The 19,949-nt window shown below is 56.8% G+C and carries 20 protein-coding genes; 13 read left to right on the plus strand and 7 right to left on the minus strand.

The features are described 5' to 3' along the window. Positions 1–99: 99 nt before the first annotated feature. The 9 genes from thpR to panD all read left to right on the plus strand — a co-directional run bounded on the left by thpR (position 100) and on the right by panD (position 7,343). Positions 100–627, plus strand: a complete 528-nt coding sequence (gene thpR, locus ACL2XN_RS12720; protein ID WP_413730922.1) for an RNA 2',3'-cyclic phosphodiesterase — start codon at positions 100–102, stop codon at positions 625–627. A 44-nt stretch (positions 628–671) separates the two neighbouring features. Next, complete coding sequence (sfsA, locus tag ACL2XN_RS12725) at positions 672–1,379, plus strand: DNA/RNA nuclease SfsA (protein WP_410016380.1); 708 nt, start codon at positions 672–674, stop codon at positions 1,377–1,379. Between the two features lie 197 nt (positions 1,380–1,576). Next, the gene (gene dksA, locus ACL2XN_RS12730) at positions 1,577–2,032 is read left to right on the plus strand and encodes an RNA polymerase-binding protein DksA (RefSeq protein ID WP_162363932.1); all 456 of its coding nucleotides are present in this window, start codon (positions 1,577–1,579) and stop codon (positions 2,030–2,032) included. An 82-nt stretch (positions 2,033–2,114) separates the two neighbouring features. Further along, complete coding sequence (gene gluQRS / locus ACL2XN_RS12735) at positions 2,115–3,035, plus strand: tRNA glutamyl-Q(34) synthetase GluQRS (RefSeq protein ID WP_413727140.1); 921 nt, start codon at positions 2,115–2,117, stop codon at positions 3,033–3,035. A 48-nt stretch (positions 3,036–3,083) separates the two neighbouring features. Next, positions 3,084–4,505: a polynucleotide adenylyltransferase PcnB gene (gene pcnB, locus ACL2XN_RS12740; protein WP_410016618.1), complete on the plus strand. Its 1,422-nt coding sequence runs from the start codon at positions 3,084–3,086 to the stop codon at positions 4,503–4,505. 35 nt (positions 4,506–4,540) lie between these two features. After that, complete coding sequence (gene folK / locus ACL2XN_RS12745; RefSeq protein WP_413730972.1) at positions 4,541–5,047, plus strand: 2-amino-4-hydroxy-6-hydroxymethyldihydropteridine diphosphokinase; 507 nt, start codon at positions 4,541–4,543, stop codon at positions 5,045–5,047. A gap of 133 nt (positions 5,048–5,180) precedes the next feature. Further along, entirely contained in the window at positions 5,181–5,975 is a 795-nt protein-coding gene (gene panB / locus ACL2XN_RS12750) for a 3-methyl-2-oxobutanoate hydroxymethyltransferase (RefSeq protein ID WP_410016620.1), read from the plus strand. A gap of 15 nt (positions 5,976–5,990) precedes the next feature. After that, the gene (panC, locus tag ACL2XN_RS12755) at positions 5,991–6,845 is read left to right on the plus strand and encodes a pantoate--beta-alanine ligase (RefSeq protein WP_413730923.1); all 855 of its coding nucleotides are present in this window, start codon (positions 5,991–5,993) and stop codon (positions 6,843–6,845) included. Positions 6,846–6,962: 117 nt separating this feature from the next. After that, positions 6,963–7,343, plus strand: coding sequence for an aspartate 1-decarboxylase (gene panD, locus ACL2XN_RS12760; protein WP_410016383.1), 381 nt, complete (start codon positions 6,963–6,965; stop codon positions 7,341–7,343). Positions 7,344–7,392: 49 nt separating this feature from the next. Here the strand turns inward: panD and ACL2XN_RS12765 are convergent, their stop codons facing one another. Further along, positions 7,393–8,160, minus strand: a complete 768-nt coding sequence (locus ACL2XN_RS12765) for an ABC transporter permease (protein WP_410016621.1) — start codon at positions 8,158–8,160, stop codon at positions 7,393–7,395. Continuing rightward, a complete protein-coding gene (locus ACL2XN_RS12770) occupies positions 8,160–9,095 on the minus strand; it encodes an ABC transporter ATP-binding protein (protein ID WP_413722152.1) in 936 nt (311 codons plus the stop codon). The genes ACL2XN_RS12765 and ACL2XN_RS12770 overlap by 1 nt, the downstream gene beginning before the upstream one ends. Before the next feature lie 109 nt (positions 9,096–9,204). On the opposite strand from ACL2XN_RS12770, the gene can reads away from it, so the two are divergent. Beyond that, complete coding sequence (gene can / locus ACL2XN_RS12775; RefSeq protein ID WP_410016385.1) at positions 9,205–9,861, plus strand: carbonate dehydratase; 657 nt, start codon at positions 9,205–9,207, stop codon at positions 9,859–9,861. Between the two features lie 51 nt (positions 9,862–9,912). Here can and hpt read toward each other — a convergent pair whose 3' ends face one another. Then, positions 9,913–10,446, minus strand: a complete 534-nt coding sequence (gene hpt, locus ACL2XN_RS12780) for a hypoxanthine phosphoribosyltransferase (RefSeq protein WP_410016386.1) — start codon at positions 10,444–10,446, stop codon at positions 9,913–9,915. A 300-nt stretch (positions 10,447–10,746) separates the two neighbouring features. Here hpt and ACL2XN_RS12785 point away from each other — a divergent pair, with 300 nt between their 5' ends. From ACL2XN_RS12785 to speD, 3 genes are all read left to right on the plus strand, one after another. After that, entirely contained in the window at positions 10,747–11,094 is a 348-nt protein-coding gene (locus tag ACL2XN_RS12785; RefSeq protein WP_410016387.1) for a YacC family pilotin-like protein, read from the plus strand. Positions 11,095–11,218: 124 nt separating this feature from the next. Then, on the plus strand, positions 11,219–12,082 hold the full coding sequence (gene speE / locus ACL2XN_RS12790) for a polyamine aminopropyltransferase (RefSeq protein WP_410016622.1): 864 nt from the start codon (positions 11,219–11,221) through the stop codon (positions 12,080–12,082). A 28-nt stretch (positions 12,083–12,110) separates the two neighbouring features. Beyond that, positions 12,111–12,905 (plus strand): adenosylmethionine decarboxylase, encoded by a 795-nt coding sequence (gene speD, locus ACL2XN_RS12795; protein ID WP_413722151.1) that lies wholly within the window; start codon positions 12,111–12,113, stop codon positions 12,903–12,905. A gap of 25 nt (positions 12,906–12,930) precedes the next feature. On the opposite strand, the gene ACL2XN_RS12800 is transcribed toward speD, so the two are convergent. From ACL2XN_RS12800 to acnB, 4 genes are all read right to left on the minus strand, one after another. Further along, the gene (locus tag ACL2XN_RS12800; protein WP_413730924.1) at positions 12,931–14,715 is read right to left on the minus strand and encodes an ankyrin repeat domain-containing protein; all 1,785 of its coding nucleotides are present in this window, start codon (positions 14,713–14,715) and stop codon (positions 12,931–12,933) included. 171 nt (positions 14,716–14,886) lie between these two features. Beyond that, a complete protein-coding gene (locus tag ACL2XN_RS12805; protein ID WP_410016390.1) occupies positions 14,887–15,249 on the minus strand; it encodes a YacL family protein in 363 nt (120 codons plus the stop codon). 249 nt (positions 15,250–15,498) lie between these two features. Beyond that, the gene (locus ACL2XN_RS12810; RefSeq protein WP_413727142.1) at positions 15,499–16,800 is read right to left on the minus strand and encodes an ankyrin repeat domain-containing protein; all 1,302 of its coding nucleotides are present in this window, start codon (positions 16,798–16,800) and stop codon (positions 15,499–15,501) included. Between the two features lie 451 nt (positions 16,801–17,251). Beyond that, on the minus strand, positions 17,252–19,849 hold the full coding sequence (gene acnB, locus ACL2XN_RS12815; protein ID WP_410016392.1) for a bifunctional aconitate hydratase 2/2-methylisocitrate dehydratase: 2,598 nt from the start codon (positions 19,847–19,849) through the stop codon (positions 17,252–17,254). Between the last annotated feature and the right edge of the window lie 100 nt (positions 19,850–19,949).

Raw genomic sequence — 19,949 nt, forward strand, 5'->3', positions numbered from 1 at the left:
TTGATTGAAGAACAGAATCTTCGCCGCGTTTCCCTGGTATCGGCGACCAGGCCGGCCAGGGGAAACGGTCAATCATCCACGACACCAGCCGGGACCGCCATGACCTCCACCCGTCGCCTGTTTTTTGCCATTGCCCTGCCCGATAGCGTCCGCCAGGCGGTTATCGACTGGCGCGCCGCCCGTTTTCCCTATGAGGCCGGCAGGCCGGTGGCGGCGGCCAACCTGCATATCACCCTGGCGTTCCTGGGCGAGGTGGGCGCCGGCAAAGAACAGGCCTTGCGCGCCGCCGCCATGAGATTGCAACAAAAGCCCTTTACCCTGACCCTGGACGATTGCGGACACTGGCCCGGCTCCGGCGTGGTGTGGCTCGGCATGAAGCGCGCGCCGCGCGGGTTATTGCAGTTGGCGCAGTGGCTGCGCGCGCAGGCGGCCCGCAACGGCTGCTATCAAAGCCCGCTGCCGTACCATCCCCATGTCACGCTGCTGCGCCAGGCACATCAGGCGGTGGCGCTGCCGTCCGGCACGCCGGGATGGGAAATGGCGGTCGGGAGTTTCGGCCTGTACGCCTCGCTATTTGACAACGGGCGCGCCCGCTATATGCTGCTCGATAGCTGGCCGCTCGCCTGACCTGGCGAGAGGGGGAGACGGCAAAACTCTTATACGGAAATGTCATGCGATTCAGTCCAGAATTAAAATCCGCCCGCCTGGTGCGGCGCTATAAACGTTTCCTGGCGGATGTGGTCACCCCGGAGGGCGAGGAGCTGACTATCCATTGCGCCAACACCGGCGCCATGACCGGCTGCGCCGTGCCCGGGGATACAGTGTGGTATTCGACTTCGGACAACCGTAAACGTCAATATCCGCATAGCTGGGAACTAACTGAAACCGCCGGTGGTCAATGGATAGGAGTGAATACTCTGCGCGCTAACGCCCTGCTGGCGGAGGCGGTGCGCGCCGACGCCGTTCCCGAATTGTCGGGCTATACTACACTTACTGCCGAAGTGCGTTATGGCGTAGAAAATAGTCGGATTGATTGGTTATTAGCAGCGGAAAATCGCGCAAACTGCTATATTGAGGTGAAATCCGTCACATTACTGCAACAGGAGTGGGGGTATTTTCCCGATGCGGTAACGATACGCGGACAAAAACATTTACGAGAACTACAAGCAATGGCAGAAATGGGTCACCGTGCCGTACTGTTTTTTGCGGTGTTGCACTCCGGAATCACCCGGGTGGCGCCCGCCCGGCACATCGACCCCCATTATGCCGATTTAGTATTGCAGGCGCAGCAACATGGCGTGGAAGTATTTTGCTATGGCGCGCAGTTATCCCCGGACGGTATTGTGCTGAAAAATGCTTTACCGTTATTTATTTCGTAGGCGGCTTTTCTGGAAAAAAAGGATAAATCATCCCGTTTTTCCTTAGTTTAACCGCCCGCCAGATACGCCTTTCTTCACACTCTTGTCAAGTAGGCGTCAGGAATAATTGCCAACCTCAACGTCATCTGTTATTTATAGCGGCCTGTTTTTTTCCCCACGTTGGGGATCGATAGTGCGTGTTATGAAGGAGAAGCAACATGCAAGAAGGGCAAGACCGTAAGACATCCTCCTTGAGCATTCTCGCCATCGCCGGGGTGGAACCGTACCAGCAGAAACCGGGCGAGGAGTATATGAATGCGGCCCAGTTGCTGCATTTCAAGCGCATCCTCGACGCATGGCGCAACCAGCTCAGAGATGAAGTGGGTCGTACCGTTTCGCATATGCAGGATGAAGCGGCCAACTTCCCGGATCCCGTGGACCGCGCCGCGCAGGAAGAGGAATTCAGCCTTGAACTGCGTAACCGCGATCGGGAACGAAAATTGATCAAGAAGATCGAAAAAACGCTGAAGAAAGTAGAAGACAAAGATTTCGGCTTCTGCGACTCATGCGGCGTGGAAATCGGCATTCGCCGCCTGGAAGCGCGGCCGACCGCTGATTTATGCATTGATTGCAAGACCTTGGCTGAAATCCGCGAAAAGCAGATGGCAGGGTAAAATCAATCCAGATTGCCGCGATGTCGCCCATGGAACGGACCACGGCATCGCGGTAACTGTACGGATTCGCCTTTCCTGAGTCATGGCTGCGCACAGCACCTACATGGGGCGTTTTGCCCCCTCGCCTTCAGGCGCCTTGCATTTTGGCTCGCTTGTCGCGGCCCTGGGGAGTTTTCTCCAGGCCCGCGCCTCGCATGGGCAGTGGCGAGTGCGTATCGAAGATATCGATCCTCCCCGCGAAGTCCCCGGCGCCGCCGATACCATTTTACGCCAGTTGGCCCATTACGGCCTGCACTGGGACGGACCCGTATGCTTCCAATCCCAACGCCACGCGGCTTACCTTGACGTCCTGGCGGATTTGCGCGCGCGCGGGCTAAGCTATCATTGCCGCTGCACCCGCGCCCGCATTCAGGAACTGGGCGGCATTTACGACGGTCATTGCCGCACGCTCGGCCTGCCGGCGCAAAATGCCGCCATCCGCCTGCGCCAGATAGCCCCCGTGTCACATTTCCATGACCGTTTGCGCGGTGATATCTACGCCGACCCCGATCTGGCCCGGGAAGATTTTATTATCCGCCGCCGCGACGGTCTGTTTGCCTACAATCTGGCGGTCGTGGTGGACGACGCGGCGCTCGGCGTGACCGAAATCGTGCGCGGGGCCGATTTAATCGAGCCTACCGTGCGGCAATTGGCACTCTACCGTCAATTAGGTTATAAAGAACCGGAATATATTCATTTACCGCTGGCGTTGACGCCCACGGGCGCCAAATTATCCAAGCAGAATCATGCGCCGCCGTTGCCGCAGGGGGACCCCCGGCCAACGCTTGCCGACGCATTAGTTTTTTTAAATCAACCGGTAGCGCAAGGGTGGCGGGATTTGACCCTTGAGAGTATGTTAGACTGGGCTATTATGCATTGGTCCCTGGCATCCATACCGATTTCGCCATCGGGCACGACATGCGCCCCAGACGTTCTCAAAACACCCGGGGTGAGCTATGATTAGCCGCTGTTTTTTGTTGCTCCCGTTTATTTGTTACTATTGAGGTGTACTATTTTTACCCGAGTAGCCAACTTCTGCCGTAAGGTGCTGAGCCGGGAAACCGTGGCGGCGGCACCAGAGGATAGACGCCCTTTGACGATTATCCCGCGCGATCAGCACACCATCTCCCGTAAAGAGATCAGTGAAAATGCACTGAAAGTGCTTTACCGCTTGAATAAAGCGGGATACGAGGCCTATCTGGTCGGCGGCGGCGTGCGCGACCTGCTGTTGGGTAGAAAACCGAAGGATTTCGACATTACCACCGATGCCACCCCCGAGCAGATGCGCAAGTTATTTCGCAACTGCCGTCTGGTGGGCCGGCGTTTTCGCCTCGCCCATGTCATGTTCGGACCGGAAATCATCGAAGTGGCGACCTTTCGCGGCCATCATCTGACCCACGTGCCCGATGACGTTGATGCCGGGTCGGCGGTGCAGGCCCCCGCCGCCGCGCTGCAAGGACAAAACGGCATGCTGCTGCGCGACAATATCTTCGGCTCCATCGAGGAAGACGCCCAGCGCCGCGATTTCACCATCAACAGCCTCTATTACAGCGTGGCCGACTTTACGCTGCGCGACTATACCGGCGGCCTGCGCGATTTGCAGGAAGGCGTGGTGCGCCTGATTGGCGATCCGGAAACCCGCTACCGCGAGGATCCGGTGCGCATGCTGCGGGCGGTGCGTTTTGCCGCCAAGCTGAACATGACCGTCGATGCGGCCACCGCCGAGCCGATCCCGCGCCTGGCGTCGTTGCTGCGCGATATCCCGGCGGCCAGGCTGTTCGAGGAATCGCTTAAACTGCTGCAGGCCGGTTACGGCGAACCGACCTACCGCCTGCTGTGCGAATATCAGCTGTTCCAGCCCATGTTTCCGCTCATCAGCCGCAACTTCACCGAACAGGGTGACAGTTTTATGGAGCAGATGGTCACCCAGGTACTGAAAAACACCGATCATCGCATTCAGAACGACATGCGGGTCAATCCCGCATTCCTGTTCTCCGCCATGCTGTGGTATCCCCTGCTCGAACAGGCGCAGAAGCTGACGCAGGAAGGCGGCCTGGCCTATTTCGACGCGTTTTCGCTGGCGCTGAACGATATTCTTGACGAACAGTGCCGCTCGCTCGCCATTCCCAAACGCCTGACCACGCTGATGCGCGATATCTGGCAGCTGCAGCTGCGCCTGTCGCGCCGCCAGGGCAAACGCGCCTTCAAGCTGATGGAGCATCCAAAATTCCGCGCGGCCTTCGATCTGCTGGCGCTGCGCGCCGACGTCGAAAACAGCGCCGAATTGCAACGGCTGACCCAATGGTGGCGCGAGTTCCAGGAAGCCGCGCCGCCGCGGCAGAAGTCCCTGCTCACCACCCTTGACGACGACGCCACCGCCCGTCCGCGTCCGCGCCGTCCGCGCCGCCGCACGCCGCATCGCGATCCGGCTTAACCATGGCTGGCGCAGCGCCGCTGTCCGGCGTGCCGATGACGCGAGTCTGGCTGGCTATCGGCAGCAACCTGGCGGATCCGCTTGACCAGGTTAACGCCGCGCTGGACGCCCTCGCCCAATTGCCGCAAACCCGGCTGAACGCCTGCTCCTCTTTTTACCGCAGCCGGCCGCTGGGACCGCAGGACCAGCCCGATTACCTCAACGCCGTCGTCGCCCTTGACACCGCGCTCACGCCGGAACAGCTGCTCGATCACACCCAGCGCATCGAACGGCGGCAGGGGCGGGTGCGCAAAGCCGACCGCTGGGGGCCGCGCACGCTCGATCTGGATATCCTGCTGTTCGGCGGCCTGCGGCTTCATACCGCCCGGCTGACGGTGCCGCACTATGATATGAAGCACCGTGAATTCGTGCTTTATCCCCTGGCGGAGCTCGCCCCCGACCTGGTATTGCCCGACGGCGAGGCGCTGGCGGACCTGCTGGTGCGCACCGGGCGCAACGGCCTGGAATTCTGGGATAATGAACACCGGGCGCGCCGCTGGTAAGCTCCCCTTCTCCGCGCATCCCCTCCATTGCCGCACGTTTTGCTCAGACAATACTATCTCCTGTCCCCGCCTTCATTTAGAATAACGCGCCACTTCATTTCAATTATGCGTTACCGGCCTGACCGAGGTTATGATGAAACCGACCACCATTTCGCATCTGCGCGCCTGGAAACAACAGCAACGCAAGTTCGCCACCCTGACCGCCTATGACGCCAGCTTTGCCCGCCTGTTTGAGCAAGAAGGCATTCAGGTAATGCTGGTGGGCGACTCTCTGGGCATGACCATGCAGGGCCAGACTTCCACGCTGCCGGTGACGGTGGAAGAGATTGCCTACCATACCCGGTGCGTGCGCCGCGGCGCGCCCCAGTGCTTGCTGCTCGCGGATTTGCCGTTCATGTCCTATGCGACGGCGGCGCAGGCCTTTGACAGCGCCGCCGTGCTGATGCGTGCCGGCGCCAATATGGTCAAGCTGGAGGGCGGCGGCTGGCTGGCCGACGCCGTGCGCGGTTTGACCGAACGGGCGGTGCCGGTGTGCGGCCACCTGGGACTGACGCCGCAATCGGTGAATATCTTCGGCGGGTATAAAGTGCAGGGCCGCGACAGCGACAGCGCGGAACGGTTATTACAGGACGCGCTGACGCTTGAGCAGGCCGGCGCGCAGTTGCTGGTGCTGGAATGCGTGCCCGTGGCGCTCGCGCAGCGGGTCACCGAGGCGCTGGCCATACCGGTGATCGGCATCGGCGCGGGCAATGTCACCGACGGGCAAATCCTGGTGATGCAGGACGCGTTGGGCATTACCGGCCAAGGGACGCCAAAATTCGTCAAGAATTTCCTGGCCCAGGCAGGTGATATCCGCCCGGCGGTGCGTTTATATATCGAAGAGGTCGAGCAGGGTATTTTCCCCGGCCTGGAACACAGTTTTCAATAACGACAGGAGATAGGCGTGTTGATTATCGAAACCCCGCCGAAACTGCGTCAGGCTGTTAAGCAGTGGCGGCAGGAAGGTAAACGTATTGCGTTGGTGCCGACCATGGGGAATCTGCACGATGGGCATATGTCCCTGGTGGATGAAGCCCGCGCCCGTGCCGATATTGTTATCGTCAGTATCTTCGTCAATCCGATGCAATTCGATCGCCCCGAAGATCTCACGGCGTACCCGCGCACGCTGCAGGAAGATTGCGAAAAGCTGACCCGGCGCGGCGTTGATACGGTGTTTGCGCCGGCGGCGGCGGTGATTTATCCGGACGGACTCGCCAGCCAGACGTTTGTGGATGTGCCGCGTTTTTCCGCTATTCTGGAAGGCGCCATCCGCCCGGGCCATTTCCGCGGCGTAGCCACCATTGTCAGTAAGCTGTTTAACCTGGTGCAGCCGGATATCGCCTGTTTCGGCCAGAAGGATTACCAGCAGCTGGCGCTGATACGCCAAATGGTGAAGGATATGGGCTATGACATCGAGATAGTCGGCGTACCGACGGTGCGCGCCGCCGACGGCCTGGCGCTAAGCTCGCGCAACGGCTATCTCACCGCCGGGGAGCGCCAGATAGCGCCCCGGTTGCACAGCGTGCTGGAACAGCTTATCGGGCAGATGAAAAACGGCGAACGCCAAACCGATACCCTGCTGCAACAGGCGGCGGAACGGCTGCGCCACGCCGGCCTGCAGCCGGATGCCCTGGATATTCGCGACGCCGATACCTTGCAGCCGCTCACGGTGGACAGCGCGCGCGCGGTGGTGCTGTTTTCCGCCTGGCTGGGCAAGGCGCGTTTAATTGACAACGCCCAGGTGGATTTAACGTTGTAATGGGGCAGCACTCAGGCCTGTGGACAGCCAGGAGGCTATCGTCAATACTGGCGTGGATGTCCCAAGGCGATTTTGCGTTTTCACTCCCCGGCGGGGAAAGTACAAAGGTTTAACGTTATGCAACGCACCATGCTAAGAGGTAAGCTGCACCGGGTCCACGTGACCCAGGCGGATTTGCACTATGAAGGCTCCTGCGCCATCGATCAGGACTTTCTGGAAGCGGCGGGTATCCTGGAGTATGAGGCTATCGATATCTACAACGTCGACAACGGCCAGCGGTTTTCCACCTACGCCATCGCCGCCGAGCGCGGCTCGCGCATTATTTCCGTCAACGGCGCGGCCGCCCGCTGCGCCTGCGTCGGCGATTTGCTGATCATTTGCGCCTACGTGCAGATGCCGGATGAAGAGGCGCGCGGCCATCGGCCTCTGGTGGCCTATTTCGACGACCAGAACCAGCTGAAACGCACCGCCAAGGCGGTACCGGTACAGGTGGCCTGACGCCGCCCGGCGGCGCATCCTCTGGCAAAAATGCGCCGCCGTCCTTTACCTATGTCCGCAGCCCGCTGCCGCGCTGGATCAAATACCAGCACCAGGCATAAAACACCACGATAAACACCACCAGCACCGACAGCGTAAACGCCAGCGGCACGTCGCTGATGCCCAGAAAACCGAAACGAAAGCCGCTTATCATATAGACGACGGGGTTGAGCTTGGATATGGCCTGCCATATGGGCGGCAACAGCGTCAGGGAATAAAACACCCCGCCCAGGTAGGTCAGCGGCGTCAGCACAAAGGTCGGGATCAGGCTGATATCGTCAAAGCTTTTGGCAAACACCGCGTTCAGCAGGCCGGCCAGCGAGAACAGCACCGCCGTCAAAATAAGCGTCACCGCCACCACCCACCATGAATGCACATGGAAAGGCACGAAAAACAACGAAATCGCGGTAACCAAAATGCCGACGCAAATACCGCGCGCCACCCCGCCGCCCACATAGCCGGCGATGATGATATGGGTGGGCACCGGCGCCACCAGCAGTTCCTCGATATTGCGCTGGAACTTGGCGCTGAAGAACGAGGAGGCGACATTGGTATAGGCATTGGTAATCACCGCCATCATAATCAGGCCCGGCACGATAAATTGCATATACGAAAAGCCATGCATTTCGCCGATGCGCGATCCGATAAGATTGCCGAAAATAATAAAATACAATGCCATGGTAATCACCGGCGGCACCAGCGTCTGGATCCAGATCCGGCCGAAGCGGTTTATTTCCTTACGCCAGATACTCTTTAAGGCGATCCAATAAAGATGCATCATAATTTGGCCCTCCTGCTGGCCCGGTCGTCTTTTACCAGCGTGACAAACAGCTCTTCCAGCCGGTTGGCTTTATTACGCATACTCAACACCTGCACCCCCTGGGAGCTGAGCTGGCCGAACAAACTGTTCAGCCCCTGTTCCCGCATCACCTCCACTTCCAGGGTGCTGGTGTCCAGCAGCTGATGGCGATACCCCTGTAATTGCGGCAACGGGCTCTTGGCCGCCAGATCGAGAATAAAGGTTTCTGATTTCAGCTTGGACAGCAGCAGCCGCATAGACGTATTTTCCACCAGTTCGCCGCTCTGGATAATGCCGATATTGCGACACAGCATTTCCGCTTCTTCCAGATAATGGGTGGTCAGGATGATGGTGGTGCCGCTGCCGTTCAAATCGCGCAGGAAACCCCACATCGAACGTCTGAGCTCGATATCCACGCCGGCGGTGGGTTCATCGAGGATGAGCAGCTTAGGCTCGTGCATCAGGGCGCGGGCGATCATCAGGCGGCGTTTCATCCCGCCGGAAAGCATGCGCGCGCGCTCGTCGCGCTTGGTCCATAAATCCAGCTGGTTGAGGTACTTCTCGGCGCGCTTCTCCGCCACTTTGCGTTCCACGCCGTAATAACCGGCCTGGTGAACCACAATCTGCCAGACGGTTTCAAACGGATTAAAATTAAATTCCTGCGGTACCAGGCCCAGCTGGCGTTTGGCATTCACAATATCTTTATCGATGTCGTAGCCGAATACGCGCGCCTTGCCGGAGGTTTTATTGACCAGCGCGCTGATGATGCCGATGGTGGTGGACTTACCCGCGCCATTGGGTCCCAGCAACGCATAAAAGTCCCCCGCTTCCACATTAAGGTCTATCCCTTTTAGCGCCTGTACGCCTCCTGCGTAGGTCTTGGTCAACTTCTCCAACTCCAATGCATATGTCATAGATAACGACTTACCTTATTCTCAATGGATGTGACGAACTGATTTAAAAAAACGCACGGTTGACCTATATTAACGCATCGCACTACGTCGTTACGGGCTAAAAACCACAATGAAAGACATCACGGACCTTATCAGCAACAACCAAACCTGGTCTAAGCATCTCAAAGAAGAAGACCCGGGTTTCTTCGAGCGTCTGGCGCTGGCCCAGAAGCCGCGATTCCTTTGGATAGGCTGTTCCGATAGCCGGGTGCCGGCGGAGAGGCTGACCGGTCTGGAGCCGGGGGAGCTGTTTGTGCACCGCAACGTGGCCAACCTGGTTATCCATACCGATCTCAACTGCCTGTCGGTGGTGCAGTACGCCGTGGACGTACTGGAAGTCGAGCATATTATTATCTGCGGCCATTACGGATGCGGCGGCGTACAGGCCGCCATCGACAATCCGGAACTGGGATTGATCGACAACTGGCTGCTGCATATCCGCGATTTGTGGTACAAGCATAGCTCAATGCTGGGGGAGCTTCATCCCGAGGATCGCCTCAACACCTTATGTGAAATCAACGTTATCGAGCAGGTCTACAACCTGGGGCACTCCACCATTATGCGCTCGGCCTGGAAACGTGGCCAGAAGGTGCAGCTGCACGGCTGGGTATACAGCATACACGACGGCCTGCTGCGTAATATGGACGTCTCCGCCACCAGCCGGGAGACGCTGGAACAGCGCTACCGCCAGGGCATCGCCACGCTTTTGCAACAGCACGGCAAATAGCCGGCTACCCGTGCGTCATCCCTGAGACCGCCAAGGACCGCCGCCTGGCGGTCAATCCTGACGCACGACCTTGCCGACAAAAGGCAAATGCCGGTAGCGCTGCGCGTAATCGATACCGTATCCCACCACGAACTCGTCGGGGATGGCAAAGCCCACCCACTCCACCGGCACCTGCACCTCGCGGCGATCCGGCTTATCAAGCAAGGTGCAGATAGCCAGGGATTTCGGCTGGCGCAGTTGCAGGATCTCGCGCACTTTACTTAGCGTGTTGCCGGAATCAATGATATCTTCCACGATCAGCACATCCTTGCCGCGGATATCCTCATCAAGATCCTTCAAAATCTTAACGTCGCGCGTGCTGCTCATGCCGCTGCCATAGCTGGAGGCGGTCATGAAATCCACTTCATGCGGCACCGTCACGGCGCGGCAAAGGTCGGCCATAAACATAAAAGAGCCGCGCAACAGGCCGACCAGGACCATCTCACTGCCGCTGTCGCGGTAATGCAGGCTGATATCATGGCCAAGCTGCGCGACCCGGTCAGCGATTTCCCCGGCGGAAATCATGACGTCCACGGTGTGTTTCATAGCGGGATCACATTACAGAAAGTTGAAAAGAGGCGAATTTTAGCATAACCGCCAGGCGCATGCGATGCGCGGACACAAGGTTTGCACGGCTCTTCGTGCCCGCCCTTCCCGCTCAAGCCCACCGCGCGTATCAGCAATCTTAGCGGTTTTACCCACCGCGCGCGGGACAATCCGCCAGGTTTGCTCCATACTTTCATCAAGCGGTTTTCACCGCCAAAAATGCGGCTGCAGAATAAAACTTAGGGCGAAAATCATTAAATATGATAACGTCAACCTATAACGAATGATTCAGGTTTTCACATGAAATACACCCTATTGGTGACGCTGTTGCTCGGGCTGCTGGGTTTTTCAACCGCGTCACAAGCCTTATCCGAACCCGAAGCCGAAGACATGGCCGATTTAACCGCCGTGTTTGTTTATCTGAAGAACAACTGTGGTTATACCGACATGCCCAATGAACAAATCCGGCGTGCCATCCTGATTTTTGCCCAACAAAACCGTTGGGACCTCAGCAACTATGCCAGTTTCGACATGCGCGCCCTGGGAGAAGACAGCTATCGCGATCTTAGCGGCATCGCCATTCCCACGCCGAAGAAATGCGAAAGCCTGGCGACAAATTCCCTTAGTTTGCTCGCCTACGCAAAATAAAGAGTTTTAAATCCTGTTTGTGTGAAAATCATCCGTGCAAGGTGGGGCGGAGTTAGCTATTATGTTGCGCCGTTTTCTCATGGCGGTTTTCGCCGAGGGTTAGCTCAACATGTCACATCCCAACATGCCACAACACGACATCTGGTACGAAACGCTGCATGATAATTTCGGGCAGTATTTTCACGTGGACGCTATCTTGTACCGGGAAAAAACCGCGCATCAGGATCTGGTGATTTTCGCCAACGCCGCGTTTGGCCGCGTTATGGCGCTGGACGGCGTGGTGCAAACCACCGAACGCGATGAATTTATCTATCACGAAATGATGGCCCACGTACCGCTTATCGCCCACGGCAACGCCCGCAAGGTGCTGATTATCGGCGGCGGCGACGGCGGCATGCTGCGTGAAGTCTGCCGGCACCCCGGCGTAGAAAGCGTGACCATGGTGGAAATCGACGCCGGCGTCGTCACCTTCTGCCGGCAATATCTGCCGGGGCACAACGCCGGCTCGTTCGACGATCCGCGTTTTCATCTGGTTATCGACGACGGCGTGAATTTTGTCGGCGCCACCGACGACACCTTTGATGTGATCATCTCCGACTGTACCGATCCTATCGGGCCGGGATCGAGCCTGTTTACGTCTGATTTTTATCAGGGCTGCGCGCGCTGCCTGAACGAAGGCGGCATTTTTGTCGCCCAAAACGGGGTGTGTTTTTTACAGCAGGACGAGGCGGTACACAGCCACCGCAAACTCAGCCATTACTTCAGCGATGTCAGCTTCTACCAGGCGGCGATACCGACCTACTACGGCGGTTTGATGACCTTCGCCTGGGCCAGTCAGGACCCGGCGCTGCGCCAGCTGGACGCCGCCACGCTGAAGGCGCGCTTCTCCGCTGCGAAATTGGAATGCCGCTATTATAATGCAGCTATTCATCACGGCAGCTTTGCCCTGCCGCAGTATTTACTCAATGCCTTGTCGTCAGCACGCTGAGACGCAAGCCATAAGGGGGTGAACTCAATTGCAGAAGTTAAAACTACACGGCTTTAATAATTTAACCAAGAGCCTGGGTTTTTGTATTTACGATATTTGTTATGCCAAAACGGCGGACGACCGTGATGGATATATCGCTTACATTGACGAACAATATAATGCCAATCGCCTGACTGAGATCCTGAGCGATACCTGCGCGATGATCGGCGCCAACATCCTGCATATCGCGCGGCAGGACTATGAACCCCAAGGCGCAAGCGTCACCATTTTGGTCAGCGAAGATCCTATCGATCCGCTCAGCATCGATAAATCGGAGCACCCGGGGCCGTTGCCGGAATCGGTGGTGGCGCACCTGGATAAAAGCCATATCTGCGTGCATACCTATCCGGAAAGCCATCCGGAAGGCGGCCTTTGCACGTTCCGCGCCGATATTGAAGTTTCAACCTGTGGCGTGATTTCGCCGTTGAAGGCGCTCAATTACCTGATACATCAATTAGAATCGGATATCGTTACCATGGATTATCGGGTGAGAGGCTTTACCCGGGATATCAATGGCATAAAACATTATATTGATCATGAAATCAATTCAATACAGAACTTTCTATCGAAAGATATGAAGGCGCAGTATCACATGATGGACGTCAATATCTATCAGGAAAATATTTTCCATACCAAGATGATGCTGAAGGATTTTGATTTAAAGCATTATCTGTTCAATGCCAGGCCGGAAGATCTGAGCCCCAGCGAACGCAAGGAGATCACGGACCTGCTGTATAAAGAAATGCGGGAAATTTATTACGGACGCAACCTGCCGGTGGTATGACCCGCCGGTAGGTGTTCGGACCGGCTCAGGCTTCGTAGCCGGAATATTCCTCCCTACCTGCGCTCTCCGGAGCCCCTGCCGCCAGCAATTTAATCACCGCCCTATGGCCATAACAGCGGGCATAATCCATGGCGGTCTGGCAATGGCTATCGGCTATTGCGCCGTTGGCGCCGTGCGCAATCAGCAGCCGGACAATATCGACATGTCCCCGCGCAGCGGCAATGCTAAGCGCCGTCCTGCCATCACAGCCGATATCATTGACGTTAAGATTCCGGTCCAGCAGTGACCTGACAATGTCGCTATCACCATAGCGCGCCGCATACATCAGGCTGGTATAGCCGAAAGCGTTTTTGATAAAGGGGTCGGCGCCGCGTTCCAACAAGACATTAATGATCGCGGCATCGCCGCGCTGCAAAGCAAATGCCAGCGCCGTGTCACCATAGATATCGCCGGCATTGATATTGCAGGGTTGACGCGAAAGGGTAGCTAAAATGACGTCATTGACATTGACGGCGGCATACATCAGCGCCGTGCGATTTAGACAATCCGTCAGGGAAACATCGGCCTGGTGTTCGATAAGTCTTTTGATGATATCTTCACAGGAGGCATGAGCCGCCAACATCAAAGGCGTGGTGCCTAAAATATCCTGCGCATTCACATTGGCGCCATTGCTTATCAATATTTTTACTATTGTTTCCTGATGCTGTCCAATGGCATGCATTAAAGGTGTAAACCCCCTCCTATCCGTCATGTCAGGGCGGATATTTTTATTAAGCAAATGAATCATTATGCTTGGCCGACCATAAATGGCGGCATATATCATAGCGTCGTGGCCCAGGTAATCGCTTTGCAAAGGGTCGGCACCCTGTGACAGTAATAAATAAAAAAGTTGCTCAGTATTATATTGAATAGATATCATCAGCGCCGAGGCGCCCATCAAATTAACGGCGTTGATGTCGGCGTGATAATCCAATAAATAACCTACTATCTTATCGTTGCCGGTCATGGTGGCCAACATCATGGCCGTCAACCCCTGTTTGGTTTTAGCATCTGGATTGGCCCCGTTTGCCAGCAACAGGCGTACCACCGGTATTTGATTGTGAGAAATCGCATACATCAGCGGCGTTATACCCTCGCAGTCAGGTCTATTGATGATTTCCGCACCGGCATGACTCAGGAACAAGCGGACCAAGGCCTCATCGCCGCAGAGGCAGGCATGACACAACGCCCGCCTTAACAGACCATGCCAAATCTCGGGGTTGACGCCATGGTTATCCATGTCCGCGATAATATCCGCCCTGCCCAGATAGGCCGCCGCCACGAGCACACTCAGGCTTTTTTCCTGGCGATGCTCCCCCCTCAAGGCCGGCAAGGTCCCCTCCACAGGCGGGAATAGGGGAGAGGGTTGGCCGGTCAACGGCGTTATGCGGGCAATATTGACCTGATGGCCGCGGTGCTGCACACCGGGCGGCGCCGTGGGTTGGCCAAGCCTGTTTTTTTTGGCGGGCGAGTGGTCAGGCACGCATGGCGTTTGCGCCGTCACGGCGCAAGAAACGGCGGGCGCCGCCGGCGCCACGACGGCGGGACGTTTTAGACCGCCGTCGTGGCAAAGGTTAAGCGGATGTGCGCCATCATTACCGGCAGGAGGGTTTGTTACTGTGTGTACGTTGACAGACAAATTAACACAGGCGGAAAGCTTCTTTAATTTTGTCCAATATGCTTTTTCTGGCTTTTCGCCATCAGCAGAATGATATGTTCCTTCCAAGGGAGCTTGATTAATTTCACCTGAATTAATTGAGTTAGAATTCATAGCGACACCTGATGATCATTTTTTCATCGCCATCATGTCATAGGCACACTATTTTTTGAATTTCACTACTCGTTGCCATGGCGGATAATCTGGGAATAACTTTTATCGTTACGTTCTTATTTATAAATAAAACAAACGACGTCGCAGCCGGATCGGATGATAACCAGCGGGTTAGCGGGACAGACTAAAGTCGCGATAATGCCGTAAAACCTGCAAAAAATCATCGGTCCCGCATAACGACAGGCTTTCTTCATCATAATAATTCATGCCTTCCTCCAGTTCGTCGTTCACAAAGGCAAGTTCATTGGCGCGGATTATCACCTCATCGCCATCGGTCCAGAAAGTGTACTCATGCCCGACGCATTGCCAACTGTCCTGGCCGCCGGCCAACCGCTTGATATGCCCCTCCACCTCGTCCAATAACACGAGATTGCCCTTGACCTCTTCGTTAAGCCAATGTCCCACGGCTTCATGCCCCATGGAAAAGGTCACTCTTACCTGACCGGTGATATCCCGTTGAAACGCGTAATCCATAGCCGTCCGCCCATACTCAGCCAATTGCGGGAGATGGCAGATAATTTCTGCGCAGGCCCGTACAGTAACGGTTATTTTACCCGTTTACCGGCATAAGATCGTTAGCTATGTTGTGTTTTACCGCGCTCGTGAGCGTTAAAGGGCGGAGAATGACGCGCCGGCCCGCCCTTCAGCCACATCGCCAGGTATAAACCATTGGTATAACCCGTTTGGCCGCGAACAAAAACCTATCCCTGAAAAAAGCCACAGCTACTGGAAAAATAACTGGCTCAAACGCTTTATTTTATTGATTAAATTAGCAAACCTTATGCCGTTAATGCCGGAGGGACCCGCGGCGCCGGACGTCGCGGCACTATGATGTTGCAGCAACGCCATAACCGGCGTATGACCGCGCCGCGCGGCGTAAAATAGTGCGTCCCGGCCGTTATTATCAACGAGCGTAGCGTTCGCGCCGCGTAGCAATAGCGCATTGACCGTCACCTTGGCGCCGCGTTCGGCGCTTTGCATCAGCGCCGTACGGCCAATGGCGTTAACTTCGTTAATATCCGTCCGGTTTGCCAGCAGGGCATCGATCAATTTCAAATCGTCTTTTTTCGCCGCCATCATAAAAGGGGTCAGCGGTTCCGCGGGCCGGTCTGGAATATCGTCGCTTATGCCGGGCCTGGCCGGGGTATGGGGCAGCCCGGTTTGCGGTACAATGCCGGGGGAGCGTCCGCGCGGGCGCAGGATAGTCTGCGGCGGCGCAGGCGCGCTGGTGGTCGGCGGCTTGCGACGGGTGGTCTCGACAGCGGCCGTCGCCGGCGCCGCGTCATTACTCTGATACGCTTGCGTCAATAGCGTAATCATATCCAGCTGATGCATGGCCCTTGCGGAATCCATGGCCGTCGAACCGGTATTGTCGGTTTCATTGACATCCGCGCCTTGCGCCAGCAAAAAAGCGGCAATGCGCATATCACAGGCGCGTGAAGCCACCAAAAATACGCTCTCGCCACGGTTATTCAGCAACCAAAGGTCCGCGCCTGCAGCGAATATCGCCATAAAATGATCATAAAGATTCAAGCGCGCGGCATACATCAGGGCGGTGTTGCCCTTAAAATCCCTGGCGTCATAATCGATGCCTCTGTCCAGAAGCAGCCGGGTGACTGAAATATCACTCTCGGCGAATTCTTCAGAAAGCATTAACGCCGTCATCCCCACCCAGCATGCATTGATCTGAGCGCCGGCATCCAGTAATATTTCCACCACTGCACTTTGGTTATTAACCGTGGCGACATGTATCGGCAACATCCCTTTATGCGGCCATCTGATTGCGGCTATTTCAACGCTTACCCCTTGCGATATAAACATTTTGACCACTTCGCCCATGCCCACGCTGGCCGCATAAATTAACGGTACTTCTCCGTACGGATTATTATTGGCGAGCGCCAGGGCTGCTTCCAACTCGGTTTCTCTTTTCTGCTTACGCCCTCTTGCGGCATAATGCCCGGCATACATAATTTTATCTTTGCGGGCTAATACTATTTCCGCCATCGCGTCAGGATCCAGCGGCATAGCGGAGGTCGCTTCATGGTGATCATTTCCGGGCGTCGCGCAAGGTGGCGCGTCCGGCAGAGTAAAAGGAAAAGAGACCGGCAGGTTTTGCAAGGAAATTGCAGAATGGGAAACATTTTTCAAAATATTCCCTATTCGATTAACGCCGGTATAACTTTGTGCGGAATTATCGCCCGGCGCGCAATTTGCGCCGTTCGCTAATAAACAAGGATAAACGCCTGCATTCATAGAGAGACCTCCGTGCCTTGCACTTTATCGGGTAAATCAAAAGTGACATAAAATATAAACCCTATTTGCCCACTTTAGAATTGCGGTGGTTGTTTCACATAGCTTACGTTGAAAATTTAAAGTCGCTTCTGCTTTTCAACCCTAAAAAAACGGCCAGCCGCAATGGCTGGCCGTGGGATCGAAGCGCCGGGGGTTACGTTTGCGTATCCCAGGCATTACCCAGTTACACCGCCGTCTGGAAAATCACCTCGTCGGCTTTGTCGGTATACTCCGTCAACCGGTCAAAGTTCAGGTAGCGATACGTATCGGCAGCGGTTTTATCCACCAGAGCAATGGCCTGCAAATATTCCTCCACCGTTGGTAAACGTCCCAGCAGCGCGGTTACCGCCGCCAGTTCCGCCGAAGCCAGGTAGACATCCGCGCCGTTGCCCAATCGGTTGGGGAAGTTGCGGGTAGAGGTGGAAACCACCGTCGCGCCTTCGGCCACACGCGCCTGGTTGCCCATGCACAATGAGCAGCCGGGGATCTCGACGCGCGCCCCGCTTTTACCGAAGATGCTGTAATAGCCTTCTTCCGTTAACTGGGCGGCATCCATTTTGGTCGGCGGCGCCACCCACAGACGGGTCGGCAGCTGGCCTTTGTGCTGGTCAAGCAATTTACCCGCCGCGCGGAAGTGGCCGATGTTGGTCATGCAGGAGCCGATAAACACTTCGTCGATTTTATTGCCGGCCACCTCGGAAAGCAGACGGGCATCGTCCGGGTCGTTCGGCGCGCACAGGATCGGTTGGTTGATATCCGCCAGATCGATTTCAATCACGGCGGCATATTCCGCGTCGGCATCCGCCGCCAGCAGATGAGGATCGGCCAGCCAGCTTTCCATGCCCTTGATGCGGCGCTCCAGGGTGCGGCGATCGCCGTAGCCTTCGGTTATCATCCACTTCAGCAGCACAATATTGGAACTGAGGTATTCGACGATCGGCGCCTGATCCAATTTGATGGTACAACCCGCCGCCGAACGTTCCGCCGAGGCGTCCGCCAGTTCAAACGCCTGTTCCACCTTCAGCTCCGGCAGGCCCTCGATTTCCAAAATACGGCCGGAGAAGATGTTCTTCTTACCCTTCTTTTCCACCGTCAGCAGTCCCTGCTGGATGGCATAATACGGAATGGCGTGCACCAGATCGCGCAGCGTGATGCCGGGCTGCATCTTCCCCTTGAAACGCACCAGGACCGATTCCGGCATATCCAGCGGCATGACGCCGGTGGCGGCGGCAAACGCCACCAGGCCGGAACCCGCCGGGAACGAAATGCCGATGGGGAAGCGGGTATGGGAATCGCCGCCGGTGCCGACGGTGTCGGGCAATAGCATACGGTTCAGCCAGGAGTGGATAATACCGTCGCCGGGGCGCAGCGAAACGCCGCCGCGGTTCATGATAAAGTCCGGCAGGGTATGGTGGGTCTCCACATCCACCGGTTTCGGATAGGCGGCGGTATGGCAAAACGACTGCATAACCAGATCGGCGGAGAAGCCCAGGCAGGCCAGATCCTTCAGCTCATCGCGGGTCATCGGGCCGGTGGTATCCTGCGAGCCGACGGAGGTCATTTTAGGCTCGCAATACTGGCCGGGGCGGATGCCCTCCACGCCGCAGGCGCGGCCGACCATTTTCTGCGCCAGGGTAAATCCCTTGTCGCTGGCGACCACGGCCCGGGCATGGCGGAATATTTCGCTGGGCGGCAGGCCCAGGGATTCACGGGCGCGCGCGGTCAATCCACGGCCGATGATAAGCGGAATGCGGCCGCCGGCGCGCACTTCGTCCACCAGCACCTCGGTATTGAGCGCGAAGGTGGCCAGCAGCCGGTCGGTATCATGGGCGCGAATCTCCCCCTTGAACGGATAGATATCAATCACGTCGCCCATATTCAGCTCGGAGACATCAACCTCGATGGGCAGCGCGCCCGAGTCTTCCATGGTATTAAAGAAAATCGGCGCAATCTTGCTGCCCAGCACCACGCCGCCGCCCCGCTTATTCGGCACGTAAGGCAGGTCGTCGCCCATATACCACAGCACCGAGTTGGTGGCGGATTTGCGCGAGGAGCCGGTGCCGACCACATCGCCCACATAGGCCAGCGGGAAGCCTTTCTGGTTCAGCGCTTCAATTTGTTTGATAGGTCCGACGCTGCCGGGCTGATCGGGATCGATACCGTCGCGGGCATTTTTCAGCATCGCCAGGGCGTGCAGCGGAATATCCGGCCGGGACCAGGCATCGGGCGCCGGCGACAGGTCATCGGTATTGGTTTCACCGGTGACTTTAAATACCGTCACGGTGATTTTTTCCGCGAGCGCAGGGCGCGACAGGAACCATTCGGCGTCGGCCCAGGCCCGCATCACCCGCTGAGCGTGGACATTGCCGGCCCTGGCCTTGGCTTCAACATCAAAAAAGCTGTCAAACATCAGCAGCATGTGTTTCAACGCATCGGCAGCAATCGGCGCCAGGGTCTCGCTATCCAGCGCGTCAACCAACGGCTGGATATTGTATCCGCCCTGCATGGTGCCGAGCAATTCAACCGCCCGGGCGGGCGTAAGCAGCGGAGAGTGCGCGTCGCCTTTGGCGACGGCGGCCAGGAAACCGGCCTTGACATAGGCCGCTTCGTCTACGCCTGGGGGAACACGGTTAGTTAACAGATCCAGTAAAAAATTTTCTTCGCCGGTCGGCGGATTTTTCAGCAGTGTCACCAGCGCCGCCATTTGCGCAGCGTCAAGAGGTTTTGGCACAATCCCCTGGGCAGCACGTTCGGCCACGTGCTTACGGTAGTCTTCTAGCACGACGATCTCCTCGCTTTAATAAGTCATTGCTCACTTTTATTGCTCTCGGCAGTCTATCAGAATTTAACCGCACTGTTAATTTGTTTACAACTAAGCAACA

The organism is Sodalis sp. RH22 (assembly GCF_047324165.1).
Taxonomy (GTDB): Bacteria; Pseudomonadota; Gammaproteobacteria; order Enterobacterales; family Enterobacteriaceae; genus Acerihabitans.